General features: G+C 63.7%; 27 protein-coding genes, 1 tRNA gene and 1 pseudogene. 14 read left to right on the top strand and 15 right to left on the bottom strand.

Annotated features, from left to right (window positions below):
* Nucleotides 1–4: 4 nt before the first annotated feature.
* Nucleotides 5–304, top strand: a complete 300-nt coding sequence (locus GGC47_RS15955) for a hypothetical protein (protein ID WP_142020793.1) — start codon at nt 5–7, stop codon at nt 302–304.
* A 4-nt stretch (nt 305–308) separates the two neighbouring features.
* On the opposite strand, the gene GGC47_RS15950 is transcribed toward GGC47_RS15955, so the two are convergent.
* Nucleotides 309–719: a DUF2000 family protein gene (locus GGC47_RS15950; RefSeq protein WP_429068516.1), complete on the bottom strand. Its 411-nt coding sequence runs from the start codon at nt 717–719 to the stop codon at nt 309–311.
* Between GGC47_RS15950 and GGC47_RS15945 the strand changes: the two genes are divergently transcribed.
* From GGC47_RS15945 to GGC47_RS15935, 3 genes are all read left to right on the top strand, one after another.
* Nucleotides 718–1596 (top strand): AraC family transcriptional regulator, encoded by an 879-nt coding sequence (locus tag GGC47_RS15945; RefSeq protein ID WP_142020795.1) that lies wholly within the window; start codon nt 718–720, stop codon nt 1594–1596. The genes GGC47_RS15950 and GGC47_RS15945 overlap by 2 nt on opposite strands.
* An 80-nt stretch (nt 1597–1676) precedes the next feature.
* Complete coding sequence (gnd, locus tag GGC47_RS15940) at nt 1677–2663, top strand: phosphogluconate dehydrogenase (NAD(+)-dependent, decarboxylating) (RefSeq protein WP_370954175.1); 987 nt, start codon at nt 1677–1679, stop codon at nt 2661–2663.
* 5 nt (nt 2664–2668) lie between these two features.
* Nucleotides 2669–3202, top strand: coding sequence for a gluconokinase (locus tag GGC47_RS15935; protein WP_370954176.1), 534 nt, complete (start codon nt 2669–2671; stop codon nt 3200–3202).
* Between the two features lie 125 nt (nt 3203–3327).
* Here the strand turns inward: GGC47_RS15935 and GGC47_RS15930 are convergent, their stop codons facing one another.
* Complete coding sequence (locus GGC47_RS15930) at nt 3328–4710, bottom strand: multicopper oxidase family protein (protein ID WP_370954177.1); 1383 nt, start codon at nt 4708–4710, stop codon at nt 3328–3330.
* A gap of 247 nt (nt 4711–4957) precedes the next feature.
* On the opposite strand from GGC47_RS15930, the gene GGC47_RS15925 reads away from it, so the two are divergent.
* From GGC47_RS15925 to lon, 5 genes are all read left to right on the top strand, one after another.
* Nucleotides 4958–5042 (top strand) — tRNA-Leu (locus tag GGC47_RS15925).
* Between the two features lie 192 nt (nt 5043–5234).
* The gene (gene tig / locus GGC47_RS15920) at nt 5235–6665 is read left to right on the top strand and encodes a trigger factor (RefSeq protein ID WP_142020798.1); all 1431 of its coding nucleotides are present in this window, start codon (nt 5235–5237) and stop codon (nt 6663–6665) included.
* A gap of 161 nt (nt 6666–6826) precedes the next feature.
* The gene (locus GGC47_RS15915; RefSeq protein WP_038367950.1) at nt 6827–7447 is read left to right on the top strand and encodes an ATP-dependent Clp protease proteolytic subunit; all 621 of its coding nucleotides are present in this window, start codon (nt 6827–6829) and stop codon (nt 7445–7447) included.
* A gap of 273 nt (nt 7448–7720) precedes the next feature.
* Nucleotides 7721–8989: an ATP-dependent Clp protease ATP-binding subunit ClpX gene (clpX, locus tag GGC47_RS15910; protein WP_038367947.1), complete on the top strand. Its 1269-nt coding sequence runs from the start codon at nt 7721–7723 to the stop codon at nt 8987–8989.
* 365 nt (nt 8990–9354) lie between these two features.
* A complete protein-coding gene (gene lon, locus GGC47_RS15905; protein WP_038367944.1) occupies nt 9355–11778 on the top strand; it encodes an endopeptidase La in 2424 nt (807 codons plus the stop codon).
* Between the two features lie 116 nt (nt 11779–11894).
* Here the strand turns inward: lon and GGC47_RS15900 are convergent, their stop codons facing one another.
* Nucleotides 11895–12290 carry a DoxX family protein gene (locus tag GGC47_RS15900; RefSeq protein WP_142021064.1) on the bottom strand — a complete coding sequence of 132 codons (396 nt, stop codon included), beginning with the start codon at nt 12288–12290 and terminating at the stop codon, nt 11895–11897.
* A gap of 559 nt (nt 12291–12849) precedes the next feature.
* Between GGC47_RS15900 and GGC47_RS15895 the strand changes: the two genes are divergently transcribed.
* Nucleotides 12850–13662, top strand: a complete 813-nt coding sequence (locus GGC47_RS15895; protein ID WP_429068515.1) for a hypothetical protein — start codon at nt 12850–12852, stop codon at nt 13660–13662.
* Nucleotides 13663–13901: 239 nt separating this feature from the next.
* Here the strand turns inward: GGC47_RS15895 and GGC47_RS15890 are convergent, their stop codons facing one another.
* From GGC47_RS15890 to GGC47_RS15880, 3 genes are all read right to left on the bottom strand, one after another.
* A complete protein-coding gene (locus tag GGC47_RS15890; protein WP_429068514.1) occupies nt 13902–14663 on the bottom strand; it encodes an SOS response-associated peptidase in 762 nt (253 codons plus the stop codon).
* Between the two features lie 14 nt (nt 14664–14677).
* Nucleotides 14678–15046, bottom strand: a complete 369-nt coding sequence (locus GGC47_RS15885; protein WP_429068513.1) for a hypothetical protein — start codon at nt 15044–15046, stop codon at nt 14678–14680.
* Between the two features lie 316 nt (nt 15047–15362).
* Entirely contained in the window at nt 15363–15590 is a 228-nt protein-coding gene (locus tag GGC47_RS15880; protein WP_133564036.1) for a hypothetical protein, read from the bottom strand.
* Nucleotides 15591–15649: 59 nt separating this feature from the next.
* On the opposite strand from GGC47_RS15880, the gene GGC47_RS15875 reads away from it, so the two are divergent.
* Genes GGC47_RS15875 through GGC47_RS15865 form a run of 3 tightly spaced genes read left to right on the top strand, consistent with a single transcriptional unit; the run spans nt 15650 to nt 16640 of the window.
* Complete coding sequence (locus GGC47_RS15875; protein ID WP_429068512.1) at nt 15650–15901, top strand: hypothetical protein; 252 nt, start codon at nt 15650–15652, stop codon at nt 15899–15901.
* Nucleotides 15898–16188 (top strand): hypothetical protein, encoded by a 291-nt coding sequence (locus tag GGC47_RS15870; RefSeq protein WP_051988460.1) that lies wholly within the window; start codon nt 15898–15900, stop codon nt 16186–16188. The genes GGC47_RS15875 and GGC47_RS15870 overlap by 4 nt, the downstream gene beginning before the upstream one ends.
* Before the next feature lie 17 nt (nt 16189–16205).
* Entirely contained in the window at nt 16206–16640 is a 435-nt protein-coding gene (locus GGC47_RS15865) for a hypothetical protein (RefSeq protein ID WP_429068511.1), read from the top strand.
* On the opposite strand, the gene ligD is transcribed toward GGC47_RS15865, so the two are convergent.
* Nucleotides 16637–17680, bottom strand: coding sequence for a non-homologous end-joining DNA ligase (gene ligD / locus GGC47_RS15860; RefSeq protein WP_429068510.1), 1044 nt, complete (start codon nt 17678–17680; stop codon nt 16637–16639). The two genes, GGC47_RS15865 and ligD, sit on opposite strands and share 4 nt — an antisense overlap.
* 97 nt (nt 17681–17777) lie before the next feature.
* The gene (locus tag GGC47_RS15855) at nt 17778–18065 is read right to left on the bottom strand and encodes a helix-turn-helix domain-containing transcriptional regulator (RefSeq protein ID WP_429068509.1); all 288 of its coding nucleotides are present in this window, start codon (nt 18063–18065) and stop codon (nt 17778–17780) included.
* A gap of 238 nt (nt 18066–18303) precedes the next feature.
* On the opposite strand from GGC47_RS15855, the gene GGC47_RS15850 reads away from it, so the two are divergent.
* Nucleotides 18304–19605, top strand: a complete 1302-nt coding sequence (locus GGC47_RS15850; RefSeq protein WP_429068508.1) for an nSTAND1 domain-containing NTPase — start codon at nt 18304–18306, stop codon at nt 19603–19605.
* Between the two features lie 143 nt (nt 19606–19748).
* Here the strand turns inward: GGC47_RS15850 and GGC47_RS15845 are convergent, their stop codons facing one another.
* The 7 genes and pseudogenes from GGC47_RS15845 to GGC47_RS15815 all read right to left on the bottom strand — a co-directional run bounded on the left by GGC47_RS15845 (nt 19749) and on the right by GGC47_RS15815 (nt 24451).
* Entirely contained in the window at nt 19749–20126 is a 378-nt protein-coding gene (locus GGC47_RS15845) for a hypothetical protein (RefSeq protein WP_429068507.1), read from the bottom strand.
* Entirely contained in the window at nt 20104–20541 is a 438-nt protein-coding gene (locus GGC47_RS15840; protein ID WP_429068506.1) for a hypothetical protein, read from the bottom strand. Before GGC47_RS15840 ends, GGC47_RS15845 begins: the two co-directional genes overlap by 23 nt.
* A 123-nt stretch (nt 20542–20664) precedes the next feature.
* Nucleotides 20665–20901, bottom strand: a complete 237-nt coding sequence (locus GGC47_RS15835; protein ID WP_429068505.1) for a hypothetical protein — start codon at nt 20899–20901, stop codon at nt 20665–20667.
* Complete coding sequence (locus GGC47_RS15830) at nt 20898–21452, bottom strand: putative peptidoglycan-binding domain-containing protein (protein WP_429068535.1); 555 nt, start codon at nt 21450–21452, stop codon at nt 20898–20900. The genes GGC47_RS15835 and GGC47_RS15830 overlap by 4 nt, the downstream gene beginning before the upstream one ends.
* Before the next feature lie 72 nt (nt 21453–21524).
* Nucleotides 21525–21645: pseudogene (locus GGC47_RS15825) on the bottom strand (glycosyl hydrolase 108 family protein); the annotation flags it as partial.
* Between the two features lie 158 nt (nt 21646–21803).
* Nucleotides 21804–22313 (bottom strand): DUF4376 domain-containing protein, encoded by a 510-nt coding sequence (locus GGC47_RS15820; protein ID WP_429068504.1) that lies wholly within the window; start codon nt 22311–22313, stop codon nt 21804–21806.
* A complete protein-coding gene (locus tag GGC47_RS15815) occupies nt 22313–24451 on the bottom strand; it encodes a hypothetical protein (protein ID WP_429068503.1) in 2139 nt (712 codons plus the stop codon). The genes GGC47_RS15820 and GGC47_RS15815 overlap by 1 nt, the downstream gene beginning before the upstream one ends.
* Between the last annotated feature and the right edge of the window lie 33 nt (nt 24452–24484).

The raw sequence follows: 24484 nt of genomic DNA, 5'->3' as shown, positions 1-24484 counted from the left end.
CGCCATGGAAGGGCTGCTTCTTGTCGAATACGACGCACGGGCTGCGGGCGTCCGGCAGGCCCTGCTCGGCCGGGTTGAGGCGCTCGTTCTGGCCTGCAAGGGTCAATTGCACTTCGTCGCGACCGAGCGGAGGGGCGAGGAGGCCCGCGAGATCATGGCTGTCGATCTCGCCAGGGCGGCCGATGCGGCTGCGATCATCGCCGATTGGCGCGCCGATGCGGCGTTTCCGAACGGCGTGGACGCGCGGGTCCTGATGCGCGAGCCGGTGCGCGCCGCCGGCCCGGTGGAGGCTCTGTTTCCTTGAGCCTTCAATCGTGCAGCTTCAGGCCCTTGACGATCTTGTCGATCTCCTTGCGCTCGGCATGGAGAGCGAGGCCGACGAGATCGAGATCGGCCGTGGCGACCGCCGCCACGGCTTCGCGATTGTCGACATCGTTGCCGGTCGTGAACAGCTCATGCGTGTAGAGATGGGCCCTGACGCCGCGCCCCTGCGCGCGCTGCAGCACCTGCTTCAGAGCCTCGGCACTCGCGGCGAAGATCAGCACGGGCTGGCGGATCAGCGGGCCGTAGAACCGGCCCGAGCCGTCCTGATAAGGCTCTCCCGCGAGTTCGGATGAGGCGCCGACGAGCCCTCCGGCGAGGAAGCTCGCGACATTGAGTTTCTGCCAGGTCGCGAGATTCTCGCGCACCATGATGGCGATCTTGGTATCGTAACGCATGGATGCAGCGTTAGCCGAGGCCGGAAAGGCCAGTCTTGAACGATCGTGCAAGCCGGGTGCCGCGGACTGGGTGCGGCTCGGCACCGGCGCTGATGGCATCGAGCGGATCGAGGCCTTCTTCCACGGCTACGCCTATGATCCGCATCGCCACGACACCTATGCCTTCGGGCTGACGCTTTCCGGTGTGCAGTCCTTCGACTATCGCGGCGCCCGGCGCGACAGCCTGTGCGGCCATGCGATCGTCATCCACCCGGACGAGATCCATAACGGTCGCTCCGGCATCGCCGAGGGCTTTCGCTACCGGATGATCTATGTCGAGCCGCGGCTGATCCGCGAGGCGATGGGAGAGGCCGGCCGCAGCCTGCCCTTCATTCCGGCCGCCGTCTCGCAAGATGCTCGGTTGGTAAGTGCCATTACCGGCGCGCTTCGCGATCTCGATGCGCCGCTCGAAGCGCTCGGGCTCGATGACATCGTGGTTCCCCTGGCTGACGCGCTTGCCGCGATCGATTCTTCCGCGGCGCGCATGCGACGGCAGCGGCTCGATCGTCCGGCGCTGGAGCGGGCGCGGGATTATCTCGATGGCCATCTCGAAGCGCCGGTCGCCTCGGAAGAGCTCGAGAGGCTGACCGGCCTCGACCGCTTCACTTTGGCGCGACAATTTCGGACGACCTTCGGCACGAGCCCCTACAATTACCTCGTCATGCGTCGCCTCGGCCGGGCGCGAAGCTTGCTCACGCTCGGCACGTCTTTGGCGGAGGTCGCGGCCGCCTGCGGCTTCGCCGATCAGAGCCATCTCACCCGCCAATTCCACAGGGCCTACGGCATCACGCCGGGTCGCTGGCGGAGCCTGCAGCAGCGGGCCGCCGCGGCGCGCTGACCCTACCCCGCTTGCTCCGCCCGCTGCCGCCATGCTTCAAGCAGGCAAGAGAGCCGGCTTCCCGGCAGGAGTGATCTGACATGCAGCTCGGAGTGATCGGCCTCGGCCGGATGGGTGGCAACATCGTGCGCCGGCTGATGCGCGCCGGCCATGAATGCGTGGTCTATGACCGCGATCCGAAACCGGGGCAGGCGCTCGCTGAGGATGGCGCCATCGTCGCCGCCGACCTCAAGGACATGGTCGCCAAGCTGAAGGCGCCGCGCGCGATCTGGGTGATGCTGCCGGCCGGCAAGATCACCGAGGGCACGCTCGCCGAGCTCGCCGGCCTCGTCGGCGCAGGCGACGTCTTGATCGATGGCGGCAACGCCTTCTGGAAGGACGATGTCCGCCGCGGCAAGGAGCTGGCGGCCAAGGGCATCCACTACATGGATGTCGGCACCTCCGGCGGCGTGCACGGGCTGGAACGCGGCTACTGCCTGATGATCGGCGGCGCCAAGGAGGCCTTCGACCGGCTGGAGCCGATCTTCAAGGTGCTGGCGCCCGGCAAGGGCGAGGTCGAGCCGACCAAGCATCGCGAAGGCCGCAACCCGACCAGCGAGCAGGGCTATCTGCATTGCGGGCCGACCGGCTCGGGCCATTTCGTCAAGATGGTCCATAACGGCATCGAATACGGCATGATGCAGGCCTTCGCGGAAGGCTTCGACCTGCTGCGCAACGCATCGGCCAAGGAAGGCCTGCCGGCCGATTACGGCTTCGACTTCGACGTAGCCGAGATCGCCGAGGTCTGGCGCCGCGGCTCGGTCGTCACCTCCTGGCTGCTCGATCTCACGGCCGAGGCGCTCGCCTCCGATGAGGCGCTCGCCGCCTATACCGGCAACGTCTCCGATTCGGGCGAGGGTCGCTGGACCGTCGATGCCGCCGTGGAGACCGCGACGCCGGCCGAGGTGTTGACCTCGGCGCTCTTCGCCCGCTTCCGCTCGCGGGTCGATCACACCTTCGGCGAGAAGATCCTCTCCGCCATGCGCGCCGGCTTCGGCGGCCATGTCGAGCCGAAAAAGCAGGGCTGACCGGCGTGAGCGCAGAAGATAAGGGCGGTCGCCCGGCCGTCATCGTCATCATGGGCGTCGCCAGCTCCGGCAAGACCTCGCTCGGCGAGCGGCTGGCGGCGCGCCTCGGTTGGCCGTTCCGCGATGCCGATTCCTTCCACCCGCCCGAGAACGTCGCCAAGATGGCCGGCGGCACCCCGCTGACCGACGAGGATCGCAAGCCCTGGCTCGCCGCCATCGCCGCTTGGATCGACGATCTCAGGGCGACGGGCGCGCACGGCATCGTTACCTGCTCGGCGCTCAAGAAGGCCTATCGCGAGGTCATCATCGGCGATCGGCCGGATGTGAGGCTGGTCTATCTCAGGGGCTCGCGCGAATTGATCGGCCGGCGCATGGCGGCCCGGCAGCACCATTTCATGCCGCCGGCGCTGCTCGACAGCCAGTTCGCCACGCTGCAGGAACCGGGCTCCGACGAGAACCCGCTCGTCGTCTCGGTCGAGGACAGCAAGGACGCCATCGTGCAGGATGTGGTGGAGCGGCTGGGGCTGGACGCGGGCTGATCGGATCAGGCGAGACTGCCGTCATGCTCGGGCTTGACCCGAGCATCTCGGAAACCAGTGTCTTCTCGGCCTGGGCTTCTCGGGTCTCCGCTCCGCTTCGCCCGAGAATGACGGAGCAGAAGACCTTAAACCACCTCGAACCAGCTCCATAGCCCGAGATCGAAGCGTTCCAGCACGGTCGAGGAGATCAGCCAGCGGCCGGGGTTGTCGGCGATGAAGGCGATGTGCAGCTTCTTGCCCTCCGGAATCTGCACCGTGTCGAGGAAGTAGTTTTCCCAGCCGTCGTCGAGCGGGTGCAGCAGGCGGAAGGCGTGGCCGTGCACATGCACGGGCTGGATGAAGGCGGTGCGGTTGTCGATCGCCATCACGACCGGCGTGCCGCGCTTGACGCTGAACAGCGGCTTGCCGTCCTTCGCTCCGATGCCGCCATTGACCAGCCAGGGCCGGGCGAGATCGAGGCCGGTATAGTCGAGCGTCCGCTCCGGCGTCGGCTTGCCGCCGCCCTCGATCACCAGCGTCGGCCGCAGCGCGTCCTGCATCCGGACCGCGGCGGGCAAAGCGGGGTTGAGCTTGAGCGCCGGCACCGCGGCTGGCGGGACCTTCGCTGCGCCATCCGTGACGATCCGCACCAGCGGCAGGCCCGGGCCGATCAGGGCGGTGACGTTGACCGAGGCGCCGGCTTCGATCGGCAGGTCGAGGATGACGTCGTAGCGCGTGCCCGGCGCGAAGGGCAGTTGCGCATGCACCGGCTCGAAGGTTTCGGTCGGCTGGCCGTCCACCGCCACGACCGCAGCCTTCGCGCCGTCGAAGCGCAGTCGCATGATGCGGGCGTTGCAGCCATTGGCGAGCCGGAGACGCACGCGCGATCCGGGCAGCAGCTTGACCGGCTGCGGCGGTGGCTTGCCGTTGACGGTGAGCCAGTTTCCGAGCCGGCCGGCGGCGGCCGAGCTCGTGGCCTGCAAGGCAAAGGGCAGGATCGCCTGGTCGTCGCCGAGCAGCCAGTCGTTCACGAACACCGGCAGGTCGAGATCGACGGCGGGCGGCTCGCGTTCCTCGACGATCAGCAGCCCGCTCAAGCCCCGCCCCGCCGGCTCGGACGAGCCGCCGATGACCAGCGGGCGATACAGGATGGTGCCCGAATCCGGCGGCGTCAGCCGGTATTCGATGCTGTCGCCCGGCGCGACCGGCGGCTGGCTGAAGCCGCCGACGCCGTCCTGCGCCGCTGCGCCGCGCAGGCCCTGCCAGTGTAGCGAGAGCGGCGCGGCCGTCTTGTTCTCCAGCTTCAGTCGCAGCGTCTCGCCCTGCTTGATTCGCAAGCTCGGCCCTGGCGTCGTGCCGTCGAAGGCCCAGATCTCGGTCTCGGCGGCCGGCACCGGGCGCAAGCGGAGCTTGGCGGGGCCGGCGACCAGCGTTCTGACCGGGGGCTCCTCCGGCGGTTTTGTGTTGCCGGGCGGCGTCGGGCTCTGGGCGCGGCCGGGCAGGGGGGCGAGCAGGGCGGTGCTGCTCATTCCCGCCAGCCATTGACGGCGGGTCGCGGTGGTCGGGCGGTCTGGCGGCAGGCTCGTCATTCCCTCCGCATAATCCGGCGGGCGGGCACTGGCGAGAGGGCCTGGCGCGAAGCGTGCCGAAAAGTGGCGGCACCGGCATTTTGCAGAACCGTCATTTTTTTGCTGCAACCGCCGCCTGAAATGCGTATAGCACCGCGGCCCAATGATGGCCGCGCTGCGTTTGCTCGCGCGCAGCGCTATCGGGCCGGCGGGCGTGGCGGAATTGGTAGACGCACTGGTTTTAGGTACCAGCGGCGAAAGTCGTGGGGGTTCGAGTCCCTCCGCCCGCACCATCGGCCGAGATCATCGCGTGTCCTTCCGGATGCGGTAACGGTGATCGATGCGACTGTTATCGCATCGGATTTTCCGGAAAGTGGAAGCCACTTTTCGGTCCGATGCCGGAATTTTTCGCGAGCGCGGTGGCGGCCGGAACCGGCGTCGCGCTTTGGACATTGAGACGTAAACGAGCTGTTGGCGGTACAAAAATGAACGTGACCGAAACCCTGTCCCAGGGCCTCAAGCGCGAATTCCAGGTGGTGCTGAACGCCGCCGACCTGAAGACCAGGCTCGACGACAGCCTGCAGGACCTCCAGGGCAAGGCCAAGATCAACGGCTTCCGCCCGGGCAAGGTGCCGGTCGCGCATCTGCGCCGCCTCTATGGCCGCTCAGTCATGTCCGACGTCCTCCAGAACGCCGTCAACGAGGCGAACCAGAAGATCGTCGCCGACAACAACCTGAAGCTCGCCTTCGAGCCGCAGATCCGCTTCCCCGAGAACAAGGACGAGATCGAGGCCGCGATGGAGGCCAAGGGCGATCTCGCCTTCACCGTCGCCCTCGAGGTTCTGCCGAAGATCGAGCTCGTCGACATCTCCGACGTTTCGCTCGTGAAGCCGGTCGCCGAGGTTCCGGACGCCGATGTCGACGCCGCGCTGCTGCGCATGGCGTCCGGCAACCGCACCTATTCGGCGAAGGGCGAGAAGGCCAAGGCCGAGACCGGCGACCGCCTGATGATCTCCTATGTCGGCACCATCGACGGCAAGGCCTTCGAGGGCGGCACCGGCGAAGGCATCCCGCTCGATCTCGGCTCCGGCCAGTTCATCCCCGGCTTCGAGGAGCAGCTCGAGGGCGTGAAGCAGGGCGAGACCCGCACGATCAAGGTCACCTTCCCCGAGAACTACGGCGCGGCCCATCTCGCCGGCCAGGCGGCCGAGTTCGTGGTCACCGTTACCGACGTCCAGGGCCCGGACGCGATCAAGATCGACGACGAGCTCGCCAAGGCCTTCGGCATGGAGTCGCTCGATGCGCTCAAGACCGCCGTGAGCGAGCAGATCGGCCGCGACTTCGGCGCCCAGTCGCGCCGCAAGCTCAAGAAGAGCCTGCTCGACGCGCTCGACGGCAAGTACACCTTCGAGCTGCCGCCGACGCTGGTCGACCAGGAGTTCAACAGCGTCTGGAGCCAGGTCGAGGCCGACATGAAGCAGGCCAACAAGACCTTCGCCGACGAGGACACCACCGAGGACGCAGCCCGCGCCGACTACCGCAAGATCGCCGAGCGCCGCGTTCGCCTCGGCCTCGTGCTGGCCGAGATCGGCGAGCAGGCCAAGGTGCAGATCTCGGATGACGAGGTCACCCAGGCTTTGATCGAGCGCGCCCGCCAGTTCCCGGGCCAGGAGAAGCAGGTCTGGGAGTTCTACCGCAAGAACCCGCAGGCTCTCGCCGAGATCCGCGCCCCGATCTTCGAGGAGAAGGTCGTCGACCATCTGCTCGGCCAGGTGAAGGTCGAGGATCAGACGGTATCGCGCGAGGCGCTCTACGCCGATGACGAGGTGGAAGCCGCCACCGAGGCCAAGCCGAAGAAGGCTGCCGCCAAGAAGAGCAAGAAGGCCGAAGACAAGGCCGAAGACGCTTCCGCCTGAGCGTTCCGGCAACCTTAATGCCAGCCTTTGCGCCGCCGGCCTTCGCGACCGGCGGCGCTTCCCTTTTCAGCCACGTTCGGCGTGCTTATGTGAGTGTCTTCCGAGACACTGCCGATTCGACCTCGTCGCCCGATACGGCGCTTACTCCCAAGGATTGATCCATGCTTCGCGATCCGATCGAGACCTACAACAATCTCGTCCCGATGGTGGTCGAGCAGTCGAGCCGCGGCGAGCGCGCCTTCGACATCTATTCGCGCCTGCTGCGTGAGCGCATCATCTTCCTGACCGGTCCGGTCGAGGATTTCTCCGCTTCGCTGATCGTGGCGCAGCTCCTCTTCCTCGAGGCCGAGAACCCCAAGAAGGAAATCTCCTTCTACATCAACTCGCCCGGCGGCGTGGTCACCTCGGGCCTGTCGATCTACGACACGATGCAGTTCATCCGCTGCCCGGTGACGACGCTGTGCGTCGGCCAGGCCGCCTCGATGGGCTCGCTGCTGCTGACGGCCGGCGCCAAGGACATGCGCTTTGCCCTGCCGAATGCCCGCATCATGGTCCACCAGCCCTCCGGCGGCTTCCAGGGCCAGGTCACCGACATCCTGATCCACGCCAAGGAAGTCGAGAGCCTGAAGAAGCGGCTCAATGAAATCTACGTGAAGCACACCGGCCGCAGCTACGAGGACATCCACGCTGCGCTGGAACGCGACAACTTCATGACCGCCGAGCAGGCCCGCGATTTCGGCCTGATCGACAAGGTCATCGAGAAGCGACCCGAGGACGCGTGAGGTTGCGACGAGCGGTCCCGATCCTGTGGGTTGGCGTGGGCAGGTTGAAGGCCCATATTGAAAGCGGATCGGCCCCGTGTTTGCATGGGGTCGGGGTGAGCGGACGAGGCGCTTCATCATGATCCGATTTGGATCGACCCAGCGTATCCGGATGTATCGGAACGGGCCGTTAACCTAATCATCGTGATCTGAGCGCTTATTTTATGACGGAGAGACGACGGTTGCATCTGCCTCGGCTGGTGTGGTCCCGGGCTCCGGAACTGGAGATGGACAATGGCTAGCAAGCCCGGCGGCGACTCGAAGAGCACGCTGTACTGCTCTTTCTGCGGCAAGAGCCAACACGAGGTCCGCAAGCTCATCGCGGGCCCGACCGTGTTCATCTGCGATGAATGCGTCGAGCTCTGCATGGACATCATCCGCGAGGAATCCAAATCCGCGCTGGTGAAGTCGAAGGACGGCGTGCCGACTCCCAAGGAGATCCGCAAGGTTCTGGACGATTACGTCATCGGCCAGGAGCACGCCAAGAAGGTGCTCTCGGTGGCGGTCCACAACCACTACAAGCGCCTGAGCCACGCGACGAAGCACAACGACGTCGAACTGGCGAAGTCGAACATCCTGCTGATCGGGCCGACCGGCTCGGGCAAGACGCTGCTCGCGCAGACGCTCGCCCGCATCCTCGACGTGCCCTTCACCATGGCCGACGCGACGACGCTGACCGAGGCCGGCTATGTCGGCGAGGATGTCGAGAACATCATCCTCAAGCTGCTCCAGGCTTCCGACTACAATGTCGAGCGGGCGCAGCGCGGCATCGTCTATATCGACGAGATCGACAAGATCAGCCGCAAGTCGGACAATCCCTCGATCACCCGTGACGTTTCGGGCGAGGGCGTCCAGCAGGCGCTGCTCAAGATCATGGAAGGCACCGTCGCCTCCGTGCCGCCGCAGGGCGGGCGCAAGCATCCGCAGCAGGAATTCCTGCAGGTCGACACCACGAACATCCTGTTCATCTGCGGCGGCGCCTTCGCCGGCCTCGACAAGATCATCTCGAGCCGCGGCAAGGGCACCTCGATCGGCTTCGGTGCCAAGGTCCAGTCTCCGGACGACCGCCGCACCGGCGCGATCTTCCGCGATGTCGAGCCCGAGGACCTGCTCAAGTTCGGCCTGATCCCGGAATTCGTCGGCCGCCTGCCGGTGCTGGCGACGCTGGAGGATCTCGACGAGCCGGCGCTGAAGACCATCCTGACGGAGCCTAAGAACGCGCTGGTGAAGCAGTATCAGCGCCTGTTCGAGATGGAGGACACCCAGCTCACTTTCACCGACGAGGCCGTCAGCCTGATCGCCCGCAAGGCGATCGAGCGGAAGACCGGCGCCCGCGGCCTGCGCTCGATCATGGAGGGCATCCTGCTCGAGACCATGTACGAGTTGCCGGGGCTGGAAGGCGTCGAGCAGGTCGTCATCGGCCCGGAGGCGGTCGAGAACAAGGCCCGTCCGCTCTTCATCTATGCGGAGCGCGAGGACGAGAACAAGACGGCCTCTGCCTGACGCCTGCCGCAACATTGCGACAACAGGACGCGCGCCTCTTGGCGCGCGTTTTGCGTTTTGATGGGATGCGGCCCGGCCGCGGTTTCGTTCCGCGACGGGCCGGTTGAAAATTGAGACGCTGAACTCAAAGCCGAACGGCAGGGATTTCTTCGTATGTCCGACAGGCAGGACAGCAGTGCATAGACCGGCTGCCTCGCTTGAAAGCCAGAAAGGAAGTCTCCACTTTAAGTGCACTTGCGAGAGTCGCATGCCTGATGAGGGTGCGATGCGCGAGGGCGGAAGGGCGAATGGTCCCCTGGCCGCAAACGTCCGATCGTTCCGCCCATCTCGGGGGTTCGCCGGGCGCAACTGCAAAGGATAAGTCAATGACGTCGACGCCCCGCGCTCCCTTCGTCTCTGGCGAGACCGGCACCTACCCGGTCCTGCCCCTGCGCGATATCGTCGTTTTCCCCCATATGATCGTCCCGCTCTTCGTCGGCCGCGAGAAGTCCATCCGCGCGCTCGAGGAAGTCGTGAAGACGGACGGGCTCATCCTGCTGGCGACCCAGAAGAATGCCGGCGACGATGACCCGCAGCCCAACGAGATCTATGAGATCGGCACGCTCGCCCGCGTGCTGCAGCTTCTGAAGCTGCCCGACTCCACCGTGAAGGTGCTGGTCGAGGGTGTCGGCCGCGCCAAGGCCTCCTCCTATTCGGCAGCCGAGTCCTTCTACGAGGCCGAGGCCACGGGCCTTGCCGAGGAAGAGGGCAAGAAGGTCGAGATCGAGGCGCTGGCCCGCTCGGTCGTCTCGGAGTTCGAGAGCTATGTGAAGCTCAACAAGAAGATCTCGGGCGAGATCGTCGCCGCCGTCTCGCAGATCGACGAGCCTGCCAAGCTCGCCGACACGGTCGCCTCGCATCTCGCGGTCAAGATCGCCGACCGGCAGGCCGTGCTGGAGATCACCAACGTCGCCCATCGTCTGGAGAAGGTCCTGTCGCTCATGGAGAGCGAGATGTCCGTGCTTCAGGTCGAGAAGCGCATCCGCTCGCGCGTCAAGCGCCAGATGGAGAAGACCCAGCGCGAGTACTACCTCAACGAGCAGATGAAGGCGATCCAGAAGGAGCTGGGTGACGGCGAGGAAGGCCGTGACGAGCTGGCCGAGCTGGAAGAGCGCATCGCCCGCACCAAGCTGACCAAGGAAGCCCGCGACAAGGCCACGGCCGAGTTGAAGAAGCTGCGCCAGATGTCGCCGATGTCCGCGGAGGCGACCGTCGTGCGCAACTATCTCGACTGGATGCTCGGCATCCCGTGGGGCAAGCGCTCGAAGATCAAGAAGGATCTGAACGCCGCCCAGCTCGTGCTGGACGACGATCACTTCGGCCTCGACAAGGTCAAGGACCGCATCGTCGAGTATCTCGCCGTGCAGCAGCGCGCCAACAAGCTCGCCGGCCCGATCCTGTGCCTCGTCGGCCCTCCCGGCGTCGGCAAGACCTCGCTCGGCAAGTCGATCGCCAAGGCGACGGGGCGCGAGTTCGTGCGCATGTCGCTCGGCGGCGTGCGTGACGAGGCCGAGATCCGCGGTCACCGCCGCACCTATATCGGCTCGATGCCCGGCAAGATCATCCAGTCGATGAAGAAGGCCAAGACCTCGAACCCGCTCATCCTGCTCGACGAGATCGACAAGATGGGCCAGGACTTCCGTGGCGATCCCTCGGCGGCCCTGCTGGAGGTGCTCGACCCCGAGCAGAACTCGACCTTCAACGACCATTACCTCGAGGTCGATTACGACCTGTCGAACGTGATGTTCGTGACGACGGCGAACACGCTGAACATTCCGCCGGCCCTGCTGGACCGCATGGAGGTGATCCGCATCGCCGGCTACACCGAGGAAGAGAAGACCGAGATCGCGCGCAAGCACCTGATCGCCAACGCGATCAAGAAGCACGGGCTCGACGGCAAGGAGTGGTCGATCACCGACGAGGCCCTGCAGACCCTGGTGCGGCGTTACACCCGCGAGGCCGGTGTCCGTAACCTCGAGCGCGAAATCTCCAACACGGTCCGCAAGGGCGTGAAGGACATCGTGCTCGGCAAGAAGGCGAAGGTGGTCGTCGACGAGCCGCTGCTCGAGGAATATCTCGGCCCGCCGCGCTATCGCTACGGCATGGCGGAGACGGAGAATCAGGTCGGTGTCGTCACCGGTCTGGCCTGGACCGAGGTCGGCGGCGAATTGCTGACGATCGAGGGCGTCATGGTGCCCGGCAAGGGCCGCATGACCGTCACCGGCAACCTGCGCGACGTGATGAAGGAATCGATCTCGGCGGCGGCGTCCTATGTCCGCTCGCGGGCCGTCGATTTCGGCATCGAGCCGCCGCTCTTCGACCGGCGCGACATCCACGTCCACGTTCCGGAGGGGGCGACCCCGAAGGACGGGCCATCGGCCGGCATCGCGATGGCCACCGCCATCGTTTCGATCCTGACCGGCATCCCGACCAACCGCGACGTCGCCATGACCGGCGAGATCACGCTGCGGGGCAGGGTGCTGCCGATCGGCGGGCTGAAGGAGAAGCTGCTGGCGGCTCTGCGGGGCGGCATCAAGAAGGTGCTGATCCCCGAGGAGAACGCCAAGGACCTGATCGACCTGCCGAAGTCCGTGAAGGACGGCATGGAGATCGTCCCGGTCTCGCGCATGGAGCAGGTGCTCCAGCATGCGCTGACCCGCCAGCCGGTTCCGATCGTCTGGGAGGAGGACGTCAATGCCGTCCCCCCCAAGGGCACCGAGGACGATGCGGCGGGCGTCGTCGCTCACTGAGCGAAGGCATCGCCTGACATGAGAGGCCGCCGGACCGAGAGGTCCGGCGGCCTTTTTCGTTTGAAGCACGCTTGTTTCGTTGAAGCACGCTTGGCGGTTCGTTAGTGGGCGGCCTGTCAGGCCGTCTTCGTCCGCAAGGCCCGGTCGAGGCTCAGATAGCCGCCGCCGGCCGTCACGAAATACAGGAAGGCGAAACTGAAGACGGCGGCGGCGAAGCCGCCGTTCTCGGTCGGGAAGAAGCTCTTGGGGAAATGCGCGATGAAATAGGCGGCCGCCATCAGGCCGGAGAGCACGAACGCGGCGGCGCGTGTCTGGAAGCCGACGAGAAAGAGAAAGCCCGCGATCAGCTCGATCGATCCGGCGATCCAGGGCAGGGAGCCGACGGGAGGGGTGAAGTTGCCTGGGTGCAGGGGCAGGATTTTCGCCGTCCCGAATGAGAAGACGACGAGGCCGAGCGCGATCCTGAAGGCCGTCAGCGCATAGGGGCGAGCGCTATCGAGTGATCCCATGATGTGCGGTATCCATTTCCGTTGAACGCGACAGGGTTTTGCCCGTAGGGCCGGGCCGTTCAACACACGAATCGAAAACAATGCTGTGAAGGCCGGTCGCGACGGTCCGAAAACCGTGCCGGCAATCGGGCGCGCAACTCGGGCGTGGGGAGAACATCCGCGCCGCACGCGGCGTGAGCCGAAGAGTTTACCGGACGTGGTGATTCAAGCGATGGTGGGCGGTGACGGGCTCGAACCGCCGACATTCTCGGTGTAAACGAGGCGCCAATTCCGCCAGCCCAGTATTTATCGGCGCTTTCGCTTGCGCGCGTTCCCGTCACGTTCCGTGAAGGTTCACGCCAATCGTGGGCATATCATGGGCGCGGGGAGGGTGGTTCCGCTGCCCGTCAGATCGCCGTTGGGGGGGGTAAGTAGCGGGAGGGGACTCATACCCGCCTCCCACACAGAACAAATCGGGTTCAGCTATCGGGTTCGGGCACGGCGCATCTAGCACGGAGACCAACAGAGAGCCCTTGACCGCGAGTGAACGAGTGATACCGCTAGCCTCGTCGTAGGGGGCGCCATGTCTGAAAGAACGAAGAAATTCGCCGAAGAGTTAGACCGACTCATAAAGCAAGGTTCGCAGCTCAATATCGCCATGCACCTTGACTGTTACGGTCAGAAGCAAAAAGACGAGATTTATTCGAAGCTTGGCAAAGAGAAGGGCGAAGAGTTTATTGCTAAGCTTCCGGACTTCAAAAAAGAATATCAAGCTTGGTATTCTGAAGCGCAGGCCGTTATAAAGCAGGTTCTTCCTGACCGCCTGTCGGATTTTCGATCCTATTTCGAATATCAGAAGCCAAGAAAGCAGATCGACTTTCAAAATTACATGATCAGGGACTATTTGCAGGGCCTGCAGATCACCCGCGGCGGGGGGTATGAGGTTATTGCTGATGGCAAGGCCGCAATCCCGGAGTTCACTCAACAGCGCCACATACTCAATGCCGCTAAGGCTACCCTTGGATCGGTCCTTTTAGACTTGAAGCACGTTCTACAGGCCGACCTTTTCGATTCGGAGATTGAAAGTGCGCGTGCGCTTGCGAAAGCCGGCTACCTCCGAGCGGCGGGCGCGATCAGCGGCGTCATAATCGAGAAACATCTGCTGCAGGTCTGTGAGCAGCGATCCATTGCCGTGAAGAAGAAGAATCCAGGTATCTCGGATCTAAACCAGCTGCTTCGAGATGAAACCGTGACAACGGTCCCTCAGTGGCGCTTTGTTCAGCACTTGGCCGACATTAGGAATATATGCGATCACGCTAAAGGACGGGAGCCCACGAAGGAAGAAATCAGCGACTTAGTCGATGGAACCGAAAAGGTCCTAAAGACGATTTTTTAATGCGGTTGCGCAATATAACGTCAGGTTGGGAAGCGGTGCCAACCCGCTCTCGCATAACCGCCGCGTTCCCCATCACCGATTGAGGAACAAGAGCGTCGCAGCGGCGCCGGCAGCAACCCACGCCGCTGCGATGAGTGCGGCCTCGGCGTGCTTTAATAGCGAGCGCCGCCACCATGGCCACGCTGACCGCCGCGCCCGCGCCTCAGCGTTGTCGCGACCGATCTGCTCCCAGTGGCCCATCAGAACAGGTCGCCTTGCCGAGGCGGGGCGACCGCGGGGAACAGCTCCTCGCTTGGGCCATCCTGCTTGACGCCGCGCGCTACGATGTCGAGCGACCCATTTGGGAGCGGGCGTTGCAGCGCCCTGGCCTGTTCCCATGGCGCCGTCATCCAGACCTCACATTCCTCGGGAGTGGTCAGGATCACCGGCATCGCCTTGGGGTGGATCGCACCGACCTCGGCGTTCGGCTCGGTCGTCAGGAAGGCGTAAAGGTCGATCGTCTCTTCGCCGGTCTTGATCTTCCTGACGCTGGTCCATTGGGGACACCAGATGCCTGCGAAGAACGCCGTGGGCCGCTCTTCTCCGAAGGCGAACCAGTGGTTCCCGCCGGGGCCTGGCTCTGCGAAGGAGTTGAACGGGACCAGGCATCGGTTCTCCACGCCCAGCCAGCGCTTCCAGTGCGAGCTCGAGGTGTTGCGGACGTTGGTCGTGCCGCCGTCCGGCTCCATCCGCAGGAGCCAGTCGAAGTCGACTTCCTTGTTCTTCGCCCGCAGCTTGTCGGCTCGCTTCTTCGCAGCTTCGAGCAAGGCCTTCTTCGACGACGGCATGCCCCAGCGCGTCATTGCCAGCCGTGGGCCGCCGTCTTCATTGCGCACGATCGGTGCCGCATAATCGGGATAGATGCCGGGCTGCGGCGGCATGTTGACGCCGCCGCTGTCGAACTTGGCGAACAGCTTCCGTATCGCCTCGACGTTGCGGGTATGGCTGTAGAGATTGCACATGAGGCCTCCCGGCCTCAGCTTACCGCAGCTTCCGCCTTTGGAAACAGGTGGAGGACATAGCGCTCCGGCCGATTGGACTGCCATCCGGCGCAACAGGCCTCAATCGCAGCGCGCTCGGCCTCCTCCCAGACATGCATGTACTCGATCGCCTCGGACGGCACCTTATCCACCCATCCCAGGTCATCGGCTCTCTCAAGCTCGCAGATCGCCCAATACGCCTTGCCGGCGGTGACGCCTGCCCTCTCGAAAACCGCCTGCGCGGCCGCGAGGCCACGGCTGGTTTCCTCTGGGCTCGCGCCTTCAATCTGCAGATAGACGCTCCTAGTCGCCTCCAATGCGGCGGCGGTTCGGCTTTCCGGGTTGCTCAGATGGAAGCTGGGCATCCTTCCCTCCTTCGATCAGGGTGAGCCCGGTCATGCTCGGTGGCAGATCGGGCGGTGAGGTCCGGCCGATATCGGGACAGTAGGCTCCGCACTTCATGCCGTATTTCTGCGGCTTTCGGGCCGGGTTGTGCGGGTCCCATGGGCAGCGCGACATGAAGATGGCGACGATCTGAGCGAGTGTCGCGCCCGCTCCATAGTGCCAGGACAGGACCGCGAGGCGGGCGTCGCCCTTGCGCTGGCAGAAGTGGCAGCGAAGGCGCACGAGGATCCACGGAAAATCCCGCAGCTCGGTGAGGTCGTTCGGAGGCTTCATGGCTCATTCGGTCTCGCGGACTGGCCGCGCTCCCTGCGAAAACAGCCCACGCAGATAGCCTCGCGAAGTCGAGCGGTCGGCATCGGCCAGCAGGATGATGAAGTCATGAGCCAACGCGCGTAGGGCCGCGGCTTCGGTGCCGTGCTCCTCCATCAGCATGGAAACAATGCCCGTAATTTCCGCGTCCAGCGTGGTGTCTTCGACATGTTGGTCGGCCGGCTGGGCTGACATGGCTTGCGTCCTCGTGTATGAGAACATTATGAGAACAAACAGCCCCGGGGAGTCAAGCCATGAACGTCGACACCTTCTTTCTCCAGCCCTTCAAGACATACCGAAAGAAGCTCATTCCGAGCCAGCGCGTGCCGGCGAAAACGAAGCATCACGCGCTCGATGAAGGGGAACGCCTGGGGCGCACGGCCGAAGGCGTCGCCGTCGTGCATGTCGTCGCGGATGACGAGACCGGCGAAGTCGCATCGATCGATGTCCTCGCCCGCCATGGCGCCATCCCGGAGGAGTTCGAGGAGCAGATCCGCGCGCTATGAAACGCAACCCGCGGCGCGCCTATGACAAGGATGGCCGGGAAATTCCGCCCGCCACCGTTGGTAGCCGCCTCGCCTTGGGCCTGCGCTGTGTCGAGATTTTCTGCAACGAGTGCAAGCACAACAAGAACGGCATCGACGTGAGCGACCTGCCGCCCGAAACGCCGATCCCGGATATTTACCTCCGCTATATCTGCTCCCGCTGCGGCTCGAAGAACCTCATCAGCCGGGGCGATACGCATGAGTTCTATGAGCAGATCGATAAGCGCCGAAGGGAACGATCGGATTAGGCGCCGGTTGATGCGCCATGGCCCGCCTCGTCATCCGCAATGAGCAGGATTTGGCCGCTGCGCTGGAGCGGGCCGACGAATTGATGGGCTGCACGACCGACAGCGACGAAGAACGCGAGATTGCGGCGATCGCGGATGCTGTCGAGACCTATCTGCAATCCATCAGCGTGGCCGGCAAAGCGTCAGAGGGATCGCCCGAGGGGACAGGATCGCACATGGAACCCGAAGAACCGATTTCCAACGGAAGGCAACTCGCGCTCCGCATGCAGAAGGCTTACCCCGATCAGGATTGGGTGGCCTTGATAGCGGACCGCTCCGGCGAAACGCGGGATAAGATCGAGTGGCATCTGCAGCAGGAGATCGCGCCGACAGGGGCTATACTTTTCGCGGCCGGAGAACTGCTCGCCGAAGCACATGAGAAGGAAGCCGGTGAAGGCGAGCCGCCGCTCTAGCCAGTCGGCATCTCGTAGACCGTCGCCTCGTCGGCCTCTTCGCGCAGGCCCTTGTAGGAGGCGTGACGGAGCTTGCCGTCATCGGTCCAGCCGCGGAACTGGATCTCGGCGACAAGCGCGGGCGTGAGCCAGCGATAGGAGCGTTTGCGGCCGGTCATGTCGAGGGCCGGGCGCGGAATAATGAGCTTGTCCATCGCCTTGCGCAGCGCCGCACCGCTTTCAAAGGTGAAGCCGGTGCCGACGCCGCCGACATAGACTAGGTGGTCACCCTGCCTCGCGGCGAGCAGCAGCCGGCCGATCCCGCCCAAGGCAATCGTCGACGGTTCATAGCCGACGATGACGAAGCTCTCCGACTGGCTGCATTTGATCTTCAGCCAATCGCCACCCCGTCCCGATCGATAGGGCGCATCGCGGCGCTTGGCGATGATGCCTTCAAGCTTCATCTCGCAGGCGAGCTTGAGGAATGGAGCGCCGTCGGCGTCGATTTCTTCGCTCAACCGAATCGAGCCATGAGGCTCGGCCAGGAGGAGATCCTCCAGCATCCCGCGCCGTTCGCTCAGCGGCATCGGACGCAGGTCATGGCCGTTCAGATAAAGCAGGTCGAAGGCATAAAAGATCGCTTCCGAGGCGAAGCGCTTGCCGCCGCGGCCGCCGAGAGCCTTTTGCAGAGCGCCGAAATCGGAAGCGCCGCGCTTGTCGAGCACCACGGCCTCACCGTCGAGGATGGCGCTGTCCACACCAAGGCTCAGCGCATCATGCCCGATCGTCGGAAAGCGCGGCGTCCAGTCATGGCCACCGCGCGTGATGATCCGGACCCGCTTGCCGACGATGTGGACCGCCAGGCGATAGCCGTCCCATTTCACCTCGAAGGCCCACTCCTGACCGACTGGCGCCCTGACCTTCAGCAGAGCCAGGCATGGCTCGATGCGCTCGGGCATCGGATCGGAAAACAGATCGCGTTCGGGCTTCCGGCGCCGGGTGACCGGTCCCTTCATGGTGTCGACACCCGGCCCGGCTCTCAGAACCCGACGCGCACACATCGAACGCAACTCCGCAACGAAACGAATCGCAAACGGGCCGCTGGCCGAATCGTTCCCTTGCGGCTCCCGGCGCCGCGCAGGCCGGGATGCGCCGCCGCTAGCCAAAGTCTTCTCGGAAATCGACGCCAATCACGTCGAGCGCCCTAAACAGGGTAGTCAGGGTAGGATTTCCGCCATCGCGGACGAAGGCCTTGTAGATCGCTGACCGGCTGAGCCCGGTCTGCGCCGCGAACTCCTTCACGCCGATCTCAAGGATGACATCGCCAACGGCCTTCGCGATGGCGCGCGGATCGCTGTTCTTGAAGGCAGCTTTGATGTGAGCGGCGCGGCCCTCAACCGTGTCAAGATCACGCTCGACGAGGGGCCGGGTCGCTTGAGATGCCATCGAGTTGGTCGCGCTGCTTCGATCGGGAAGGCGCTCAATGCAGAGCGCTGGCGCCCACGTCAACTCGCCGCGGTCGCCTCTGAACCTCGCGTTTGCGCGCAGAGATCGGTCAGTGCGGGTGGGGCTGTGTGTCGGCCGGAAGCCATCAGGCAAGCGACCGCCGCCCAGGCAAAGGTTTGACTATCAACTCGATTGCTATAAGTATGCCATCGATTGCTTCAAGTTGGGGGACGAACCTATGGCAAAGGCTAACCGCAAGTTGCTCGACGATGAGGCGATCCAAGTCAAACGGTTCGAAATAAATGAGCTGTTCACGCCTTCGACGCCGGTGACAACCCGCGAGCTTTTTGCTGGCCGGGCTGGACAGCTGATGCGGATAATGGATGCCATTGCGGAGCGAGGTCGTCATGTCATCCTCTACGGGGAGAGGGGCGTAGGCAAGACATCCTTGGCCAGAATAGTGCAATTCATGATTCCAAGCCAAACAAGGCGGATAAAATACATCCGAATTCAAGCTTATCCTGAAGATACTTATACAAGTTTATTTAAAAATATATTCAGAAGCATGTCATTTAGGCATCCGGGAGACGATGACGGCCCGATCTATAATGTAGCTGACCAATACCCTGGGTCGATAACTCCCGCAGATTTTGTCAGAGAGATGTCGGGGTTCTCGGAAAGCGAAATACCTGTGATCGTCATTGATGAATTCAATGAAGTCCGAGACCCAGACGCGAGGAATGTCATTGCAAACACGATCAAGGCGCTTTCAGATGACGGCGTCAATGTGACCCTCATAATCGTTGGCGTCGCTGACGACGTCTCGGATCTGATCAAGGAACATGCCTCGATCCAGCGCTGCACCGAGGAAATTCCGATGCCGAGAATGGACACCAAGGAGTTGCGTGACGTCCTAGATGTGCGCTTGAAGCAGCTGGATTTCTCCATCGCCGGTGACGCAGCGTGGAAGATCATCAACTTGGCGAAGGGACTACCCGCTTATGTGCACGGTTTGGGCAAACATGCCTGCCTTCAGGCGATAGAAGATGGCGGACAGCTTCATATCGCCGAGAAGCATGTCGATGGGGCAATCACCGCACTGATCGCGGCGACGGAGCGGTCGTTCAAGGACGCATATCACTCAGCGACGAGGAGCAATCAGCCGGGAAATTTGTTGCGGCAAGCGTTGACGGCCTGTGCTTTGGCTAAGCCCGACGATGATGGAGGGTTTTTCACCCCCACCTCTGTCAAGGAGCCCCTGTCAGCAATTCTCGGCCGGCAAATCGAAATCGCAAACTTCCAGAACCATCTGCAGGCATTCATCGACCACGCCCGCGGCGCCGTTCTTCAGCGGCGCGGCGAACCCCGCGCCTATCGTTTCCGGTTCGCCCAGCCAGCCATGCAGCCCTATGTCATCATGCGTGGGATTACGGAGGGGTTGATTGATGAAGAGGCCAAGCGAGTGCTGTCGCATCCTGAACAGCCAGACTTATTTGAGGTCGGGGCTGCCTACGCCGCTTTGCCGATCAAAAAAGGATAGTTGAGACGGGCGATAACAAAAAAGGCCCCGCCAGCCGGAGCTGACGGGGCCAAGTCGTTTTCATCTGCTGTGGCGGATACGCAAACAGCGCCGCTCCGGTTCCCAAAACAAAAGGGCGAGGCGATCAGCGGCCGCAGCCGGATTCAGTTGCGTCTACCCGGCCGAGGCTTGCGCTCGACCCGTTCGATCGTGTCGCGCAGAGAATCCATCTCGCGGGCGTGTCGGTCGGTCATCTCGCCGAGGCGGGCGTTGGTCTTGATCTGCTCGTCGTGCAGATCGTCCATCCGGGCGGCCATGCGCCGGACGCCCTCGGCGATGATGCTGACTTGCGCCAGGATCGAATTCGCCAGGACAACGAGGCCGAAAGGGTCATGTCCCTGCGGCGCGAGATGGCCATCCTTCTTGTTATCCTTCGCGCCGCGCAGCGTCATGAAGATCGCAAGGATGATGACGACGACGCCGCCCGCGAGCTGCAGGAGCGGGAAGGGTTTTAGAATCTCAGCGCCTGCGAAATCCGCCATCTCTCACCGCCCGGTAAACGGAGATCAGCTCTCCGAGTGTCAGCATTCCTAGGAGCGGCACGAAGATCGACACCTTGCCGGATAGCAGGCTGTCGTAGACCAGCGGCAGCATGAGCATCATCCAGACGAAGGCGCCGACGAAGGAGCCGGCATAGCGCATCAGCGGCCCGTAGACGGGCAGCTTGCCATTGGCGAAGAGGGCGACCGCACGCATCGAGCCGATGCAGCCCAGCGTCACCGCCATGGCTTCCTCGCTGGCCCCGTTCTCCGCCAGCAGCCGTAGCGTTCCTCGATCGAGCGAGTCGCCCGGCAGCGCCAGCGTGAAGGCCATGAGCAGCAGCCCCCCGGCCATGATCCACTCGAACAGACGATTCGAGCTGTAGGGTCCGGCCGAAGGCCGGGCGCGCGCGATCATATCCCCGGCGTCCATCCGCAGAGCCGCTTGCCTACAGCGTTGTGCTGCTTCGCCTGGACAATCGTCTGATCCGTGTCCGCATCATCCCAGCGGATCGGCCGGAATTGATCGCACAGCGCCGACTTAGTGGCGTTTCCACCCGTCGTCATCACGCAGCCGGCCAGGGTCAACAGCAGCGTCAGCGCGAGCATCCGCGCCCTGCTTGCGGATGTCATTCGCATCGCGGAGATCCTTCGTTTCGGTCCTGGACTTCTGGTCGGAGCGGCCCTTGCCATAGGCCGTGAGCACCGCCAGAAGAGCAGCGCCGACGGCGGCGAGGTAGGGCCATACGGCGCCAAGCAGAGCGATGGCGACGCTCATGCGGCTACGCCTTCAGGCAGATCGAGCGCATCCGCCCGCGCCTTGGCTTTGCGGCTGACATAGGCGCGGTAGACGAAGCCGCCGATCGCCAGGACCGCGCCGGTGATAACCAGCGCGGTCACGACATAGCCGATGACGGTGGATGTCGAGGCCAGCGGGTCGAGCTGCTGGCGCGCCGCCTCGAGCACGCCGCCGAGGCTGCCCGAGGTGACGCCCGCGCCGGTCGTGGCATCCGCGCCGGCTTTGGCCGGCAGCGGCTTCGCCTGGTCGATCGTCGCCTTGGCATTGCCGCCGGCGAAGAACACCGGCTGCGGCCCGACCGAACCCGTCGCCCAGGCTTGCCCGACCTGCTTGACCTGCGCCACGCGGCGCGACCAGCCGCTGCCGAAAACCCGCCAGGTCTTCAGCGCCTGCAGGAAGGCGAGGCGCCGGCCGATCATCAGCGCGACAAGCTTATCGTGATCCGGATAGGCCTCGATCGCCGCCAGCGTCGCTTCGCCGATGACGCCGTCGACCTTGACCGACCCCAGCGCCCGCTGCAGCCACTTCACCGACTGCGCCGGGCCGGAATTCACCGCGCCGTCAAAGACGACATAATCGACGCCCGCGGGCAGGCGGTCGCCCTTGACCGCATCCCAATACTGCTTGCGGTAGATCGCCTGCAGCTCGGCCTCCTCGATCAGGTGCACCGAGGCCGCGGCGCTTGCGCCAGGCGTCATAGACGCGCTGCGTCACGCCCTTCATCGTGGCGCCGCCCGGATCATCCTTGTGATCGGAAAAGCCGCCCTCATGCACCAGCGCGCGCGAAAGCGCTGGCGCGAAATTCTGCGCAGTCATGGATGATCTCCGGGCATGAAAAAACCCGCCAGAGGCGGGCGGACAGGCAAGCGGTGCGGGAGCGATCAGGCGCCGAATGCGACGTCGATCTGATCGGTTGTGGTGATCGTGCCGGCGTCGATCTCAGCCTTGACTGCGGCGAAGGTCGTGAAGCCTGTGTTGACGTGCTGCTGCACCTGGTCGCTGATCGCGATGATAGCCGCAGCGTCGACGGGATAAGTGTTGCCATCCGCCCCGTGCCAGGTCGTTGACCAGCTCGGATCTGCCATGGCCGCGACGCGCGCGCCGGTGATCATGAGCTTGGCGCGGTCGTCGGTCGCGACGGGGATGCCGGCGACGCTGATGCCACGAACCTCGTTTCGCCACCGTCGATCAGCGGCATAGGCGATCAGATCAATCAGCGGCGGCTGGTATGGCGCGATCTCGCCGCCGGCGGCGAGCCAATCGGCCAACATGCGGCGGAACTGCTCATCTGGCGGAAGCGTAGTGTCGACGAAACACACCTCTCCGCTGTCCATTGTAACGGATGCGCACTTATAGTCGGAAGTAAACACCGCAGAAACGATTTGCATCATCAATACTCCGCGTTGAGTAGTACCGTCGTAGCGTAACCGAAACCACCAGCGCTACCGCATTGTGCAACTACGCGATACCCGTAGATGCTTATCGTGTCATAAGTAAACGAATTAATGTTGTAGCCTGAATAAGCCAAATTAGACAGGGACGGGGCTGCGCGCATCATTGGGGAAATAGGTTTACTTACAGTATCGTACGAAAGCGGATTGCCTGAATAAGCGTCGCGATTTTCTTGTACGATACGGCAAAACCGCATGCATTCAAGGAGATCGCTATGCATAGACGGAAGGACATACGGAGGAACGACGCCGGTTCCGTCGGTGTCAACATATAGAGCGATGTCCATGATTGCCATTTTATTGGCAGCAGAAGCCATGAAGTTCCCCAACCCCGGCGCAGTAAGCTTATTAGATGCCTGCCAACCGAGCGCGCCGACCCAATTACTACCGGCGCCGAATACAAAATTTAACATCAATCCGACGCCGCTGTCGATGAGCCAAGTACCAACGGTGCGCGCGGGAACAAGAATTGATTTAGCCGCGTTATTACCTACTTCGCCGGCATTTACCGTGTAGCTGCCTACATACGTTTGAGTACCATCGGCATTACTCAAGTAAATAGGCCAAGTACCCGCGATGTTGGAATTAACAACAAAATAAATGATAATCGGCCTTGCTAGAGCAGTACCGAGAAAGGCATCCTGTATATTAAGCCCCTCAATGCTATGTCTAATGATATGATAGTCAGTAGCTGCCAGCGCAGGAGCCGCAGTGAACACTTCGACGTACAAGTAGGCGCTTGAGCCCCCCGGTGTCTTGCCGGAAGTCTGCGTAGCTTTAAGGACGCCAGTGCCGCTTTGAAGCAGCGCAAAGCGATCGCACGGAAACGACCCGTTAGTGTTGGCCGTAACAGTGCCGCGTTGATTGGCCCTAAGAGCCCCATTGATGATGCGACTGCGCGGTCGATTGAAGCCGTCGATTTGCATGACGGTGCGCGCTTGAGCGGGCGTCATGGTCTCCTGCGGGCCGGCGCCAGCCGAGGCTCGCCCGATGAAGACGCCGCTCGCGACATCTGCCTGCTTCTCGGGCGTTATCGCCTTGTCCTCAACCTTATCGGTCGTAAGGAAGCCGTCGGCCATCTTGCCGCGGCCTTCCGTGTCGGCGGAGAGGATGCCGTCGGCCAGGTCGGCGGTATCGATGCTGCCGGGGGCAACGACCGACCCCGGCGGGCCACGGAAATCCACGGCATCGGCAATGTCCGTGACGAGCGCACCGTCGCCGAGATAAGCGCCAACTGGTGGCTTGCCGCCTTCGCCGCCGAGCCAATCGGCGACGCGCAGCACGCGCCGTGCGCCATCCGGCACGGCCACGAGCAGCGGAGCCCAGCCCTTGTCGCCGCGATCACCCTTGAGGCCCGTCTCCCCGCGCGTATCGAAGGCGTCGCCAATGGCCGTCGTGAACCCGGCGGGGCCGACATAGACCGGCAGCCCGCCCGAGGTGATTGGCGGCGGAGGGCCTTCGCCGCCGGACCATCCGGCCAGGGCAAAGACGAAGCGCTCGCCATCGGCGACCAGACCGAATACCGGCGCCCAACCCTTGTCGCCCTTGTCGCCCTTCGGCAGGCCGAGATTGAGCTGTTGATTCGGAGCCGCTCCGGTGATCGAGGCCGTCGCAGGCTCGCCAGTCTCGAGGGTGTCGACATCGCCGATCGTCAGGTTGTTGGCCGGCCCCGGCGGACCCACGCCTCCGATCGCGGTGACCACGGCCTGGTTGCCGCCCCACTTCACGGTCGCCTGGTTGCCCTTGACGCCGTAGACCAGCTTGCCGGGCTCGTCATAGACGAAGCGCACCGCCATGATCCGGGTGAAGGTGCCCCCGGTTTCGTCGATGACATCCGCCTCGTATTCGGTGCGCGCCCAGGCCGCCATCAGCCCCTTGGCATAGAAGGCGGTGAGGTTGCCGGTGCCCACCAGCATCAGGTTCGCCGGCGCCTCCAACGAGACCTTGAGCAGGCCGGAATCGCGCTCGCGCACATTGACCTTGAGCACGCGACCGGCCAGGTCGAGCCCGACGAAATCGAGCTGGAAGCGCAGGTCCTCTTCCGTCGAGATCTGAAAGACCGCGATCGTGTTCGTCATGGCAATGTCCTGTGAAGAAAAGGCGATGGCCGA

Origin of the sequence: Allobosea sp. OAE752 (assembly GCF_050433265.1) — a bacterium.
In the GTDB taxonomy this organism is placed as follows: domain Bacteria; phylum Pseudomonadota; class Alphaproteobacteria; order Rhizobiales; family Beijerinckiaceae; genus Allobosea; species Allobosea spartocytisi.
This window is presented reverse-complemented; position numbering and strand designations above follow the sequence as displayed.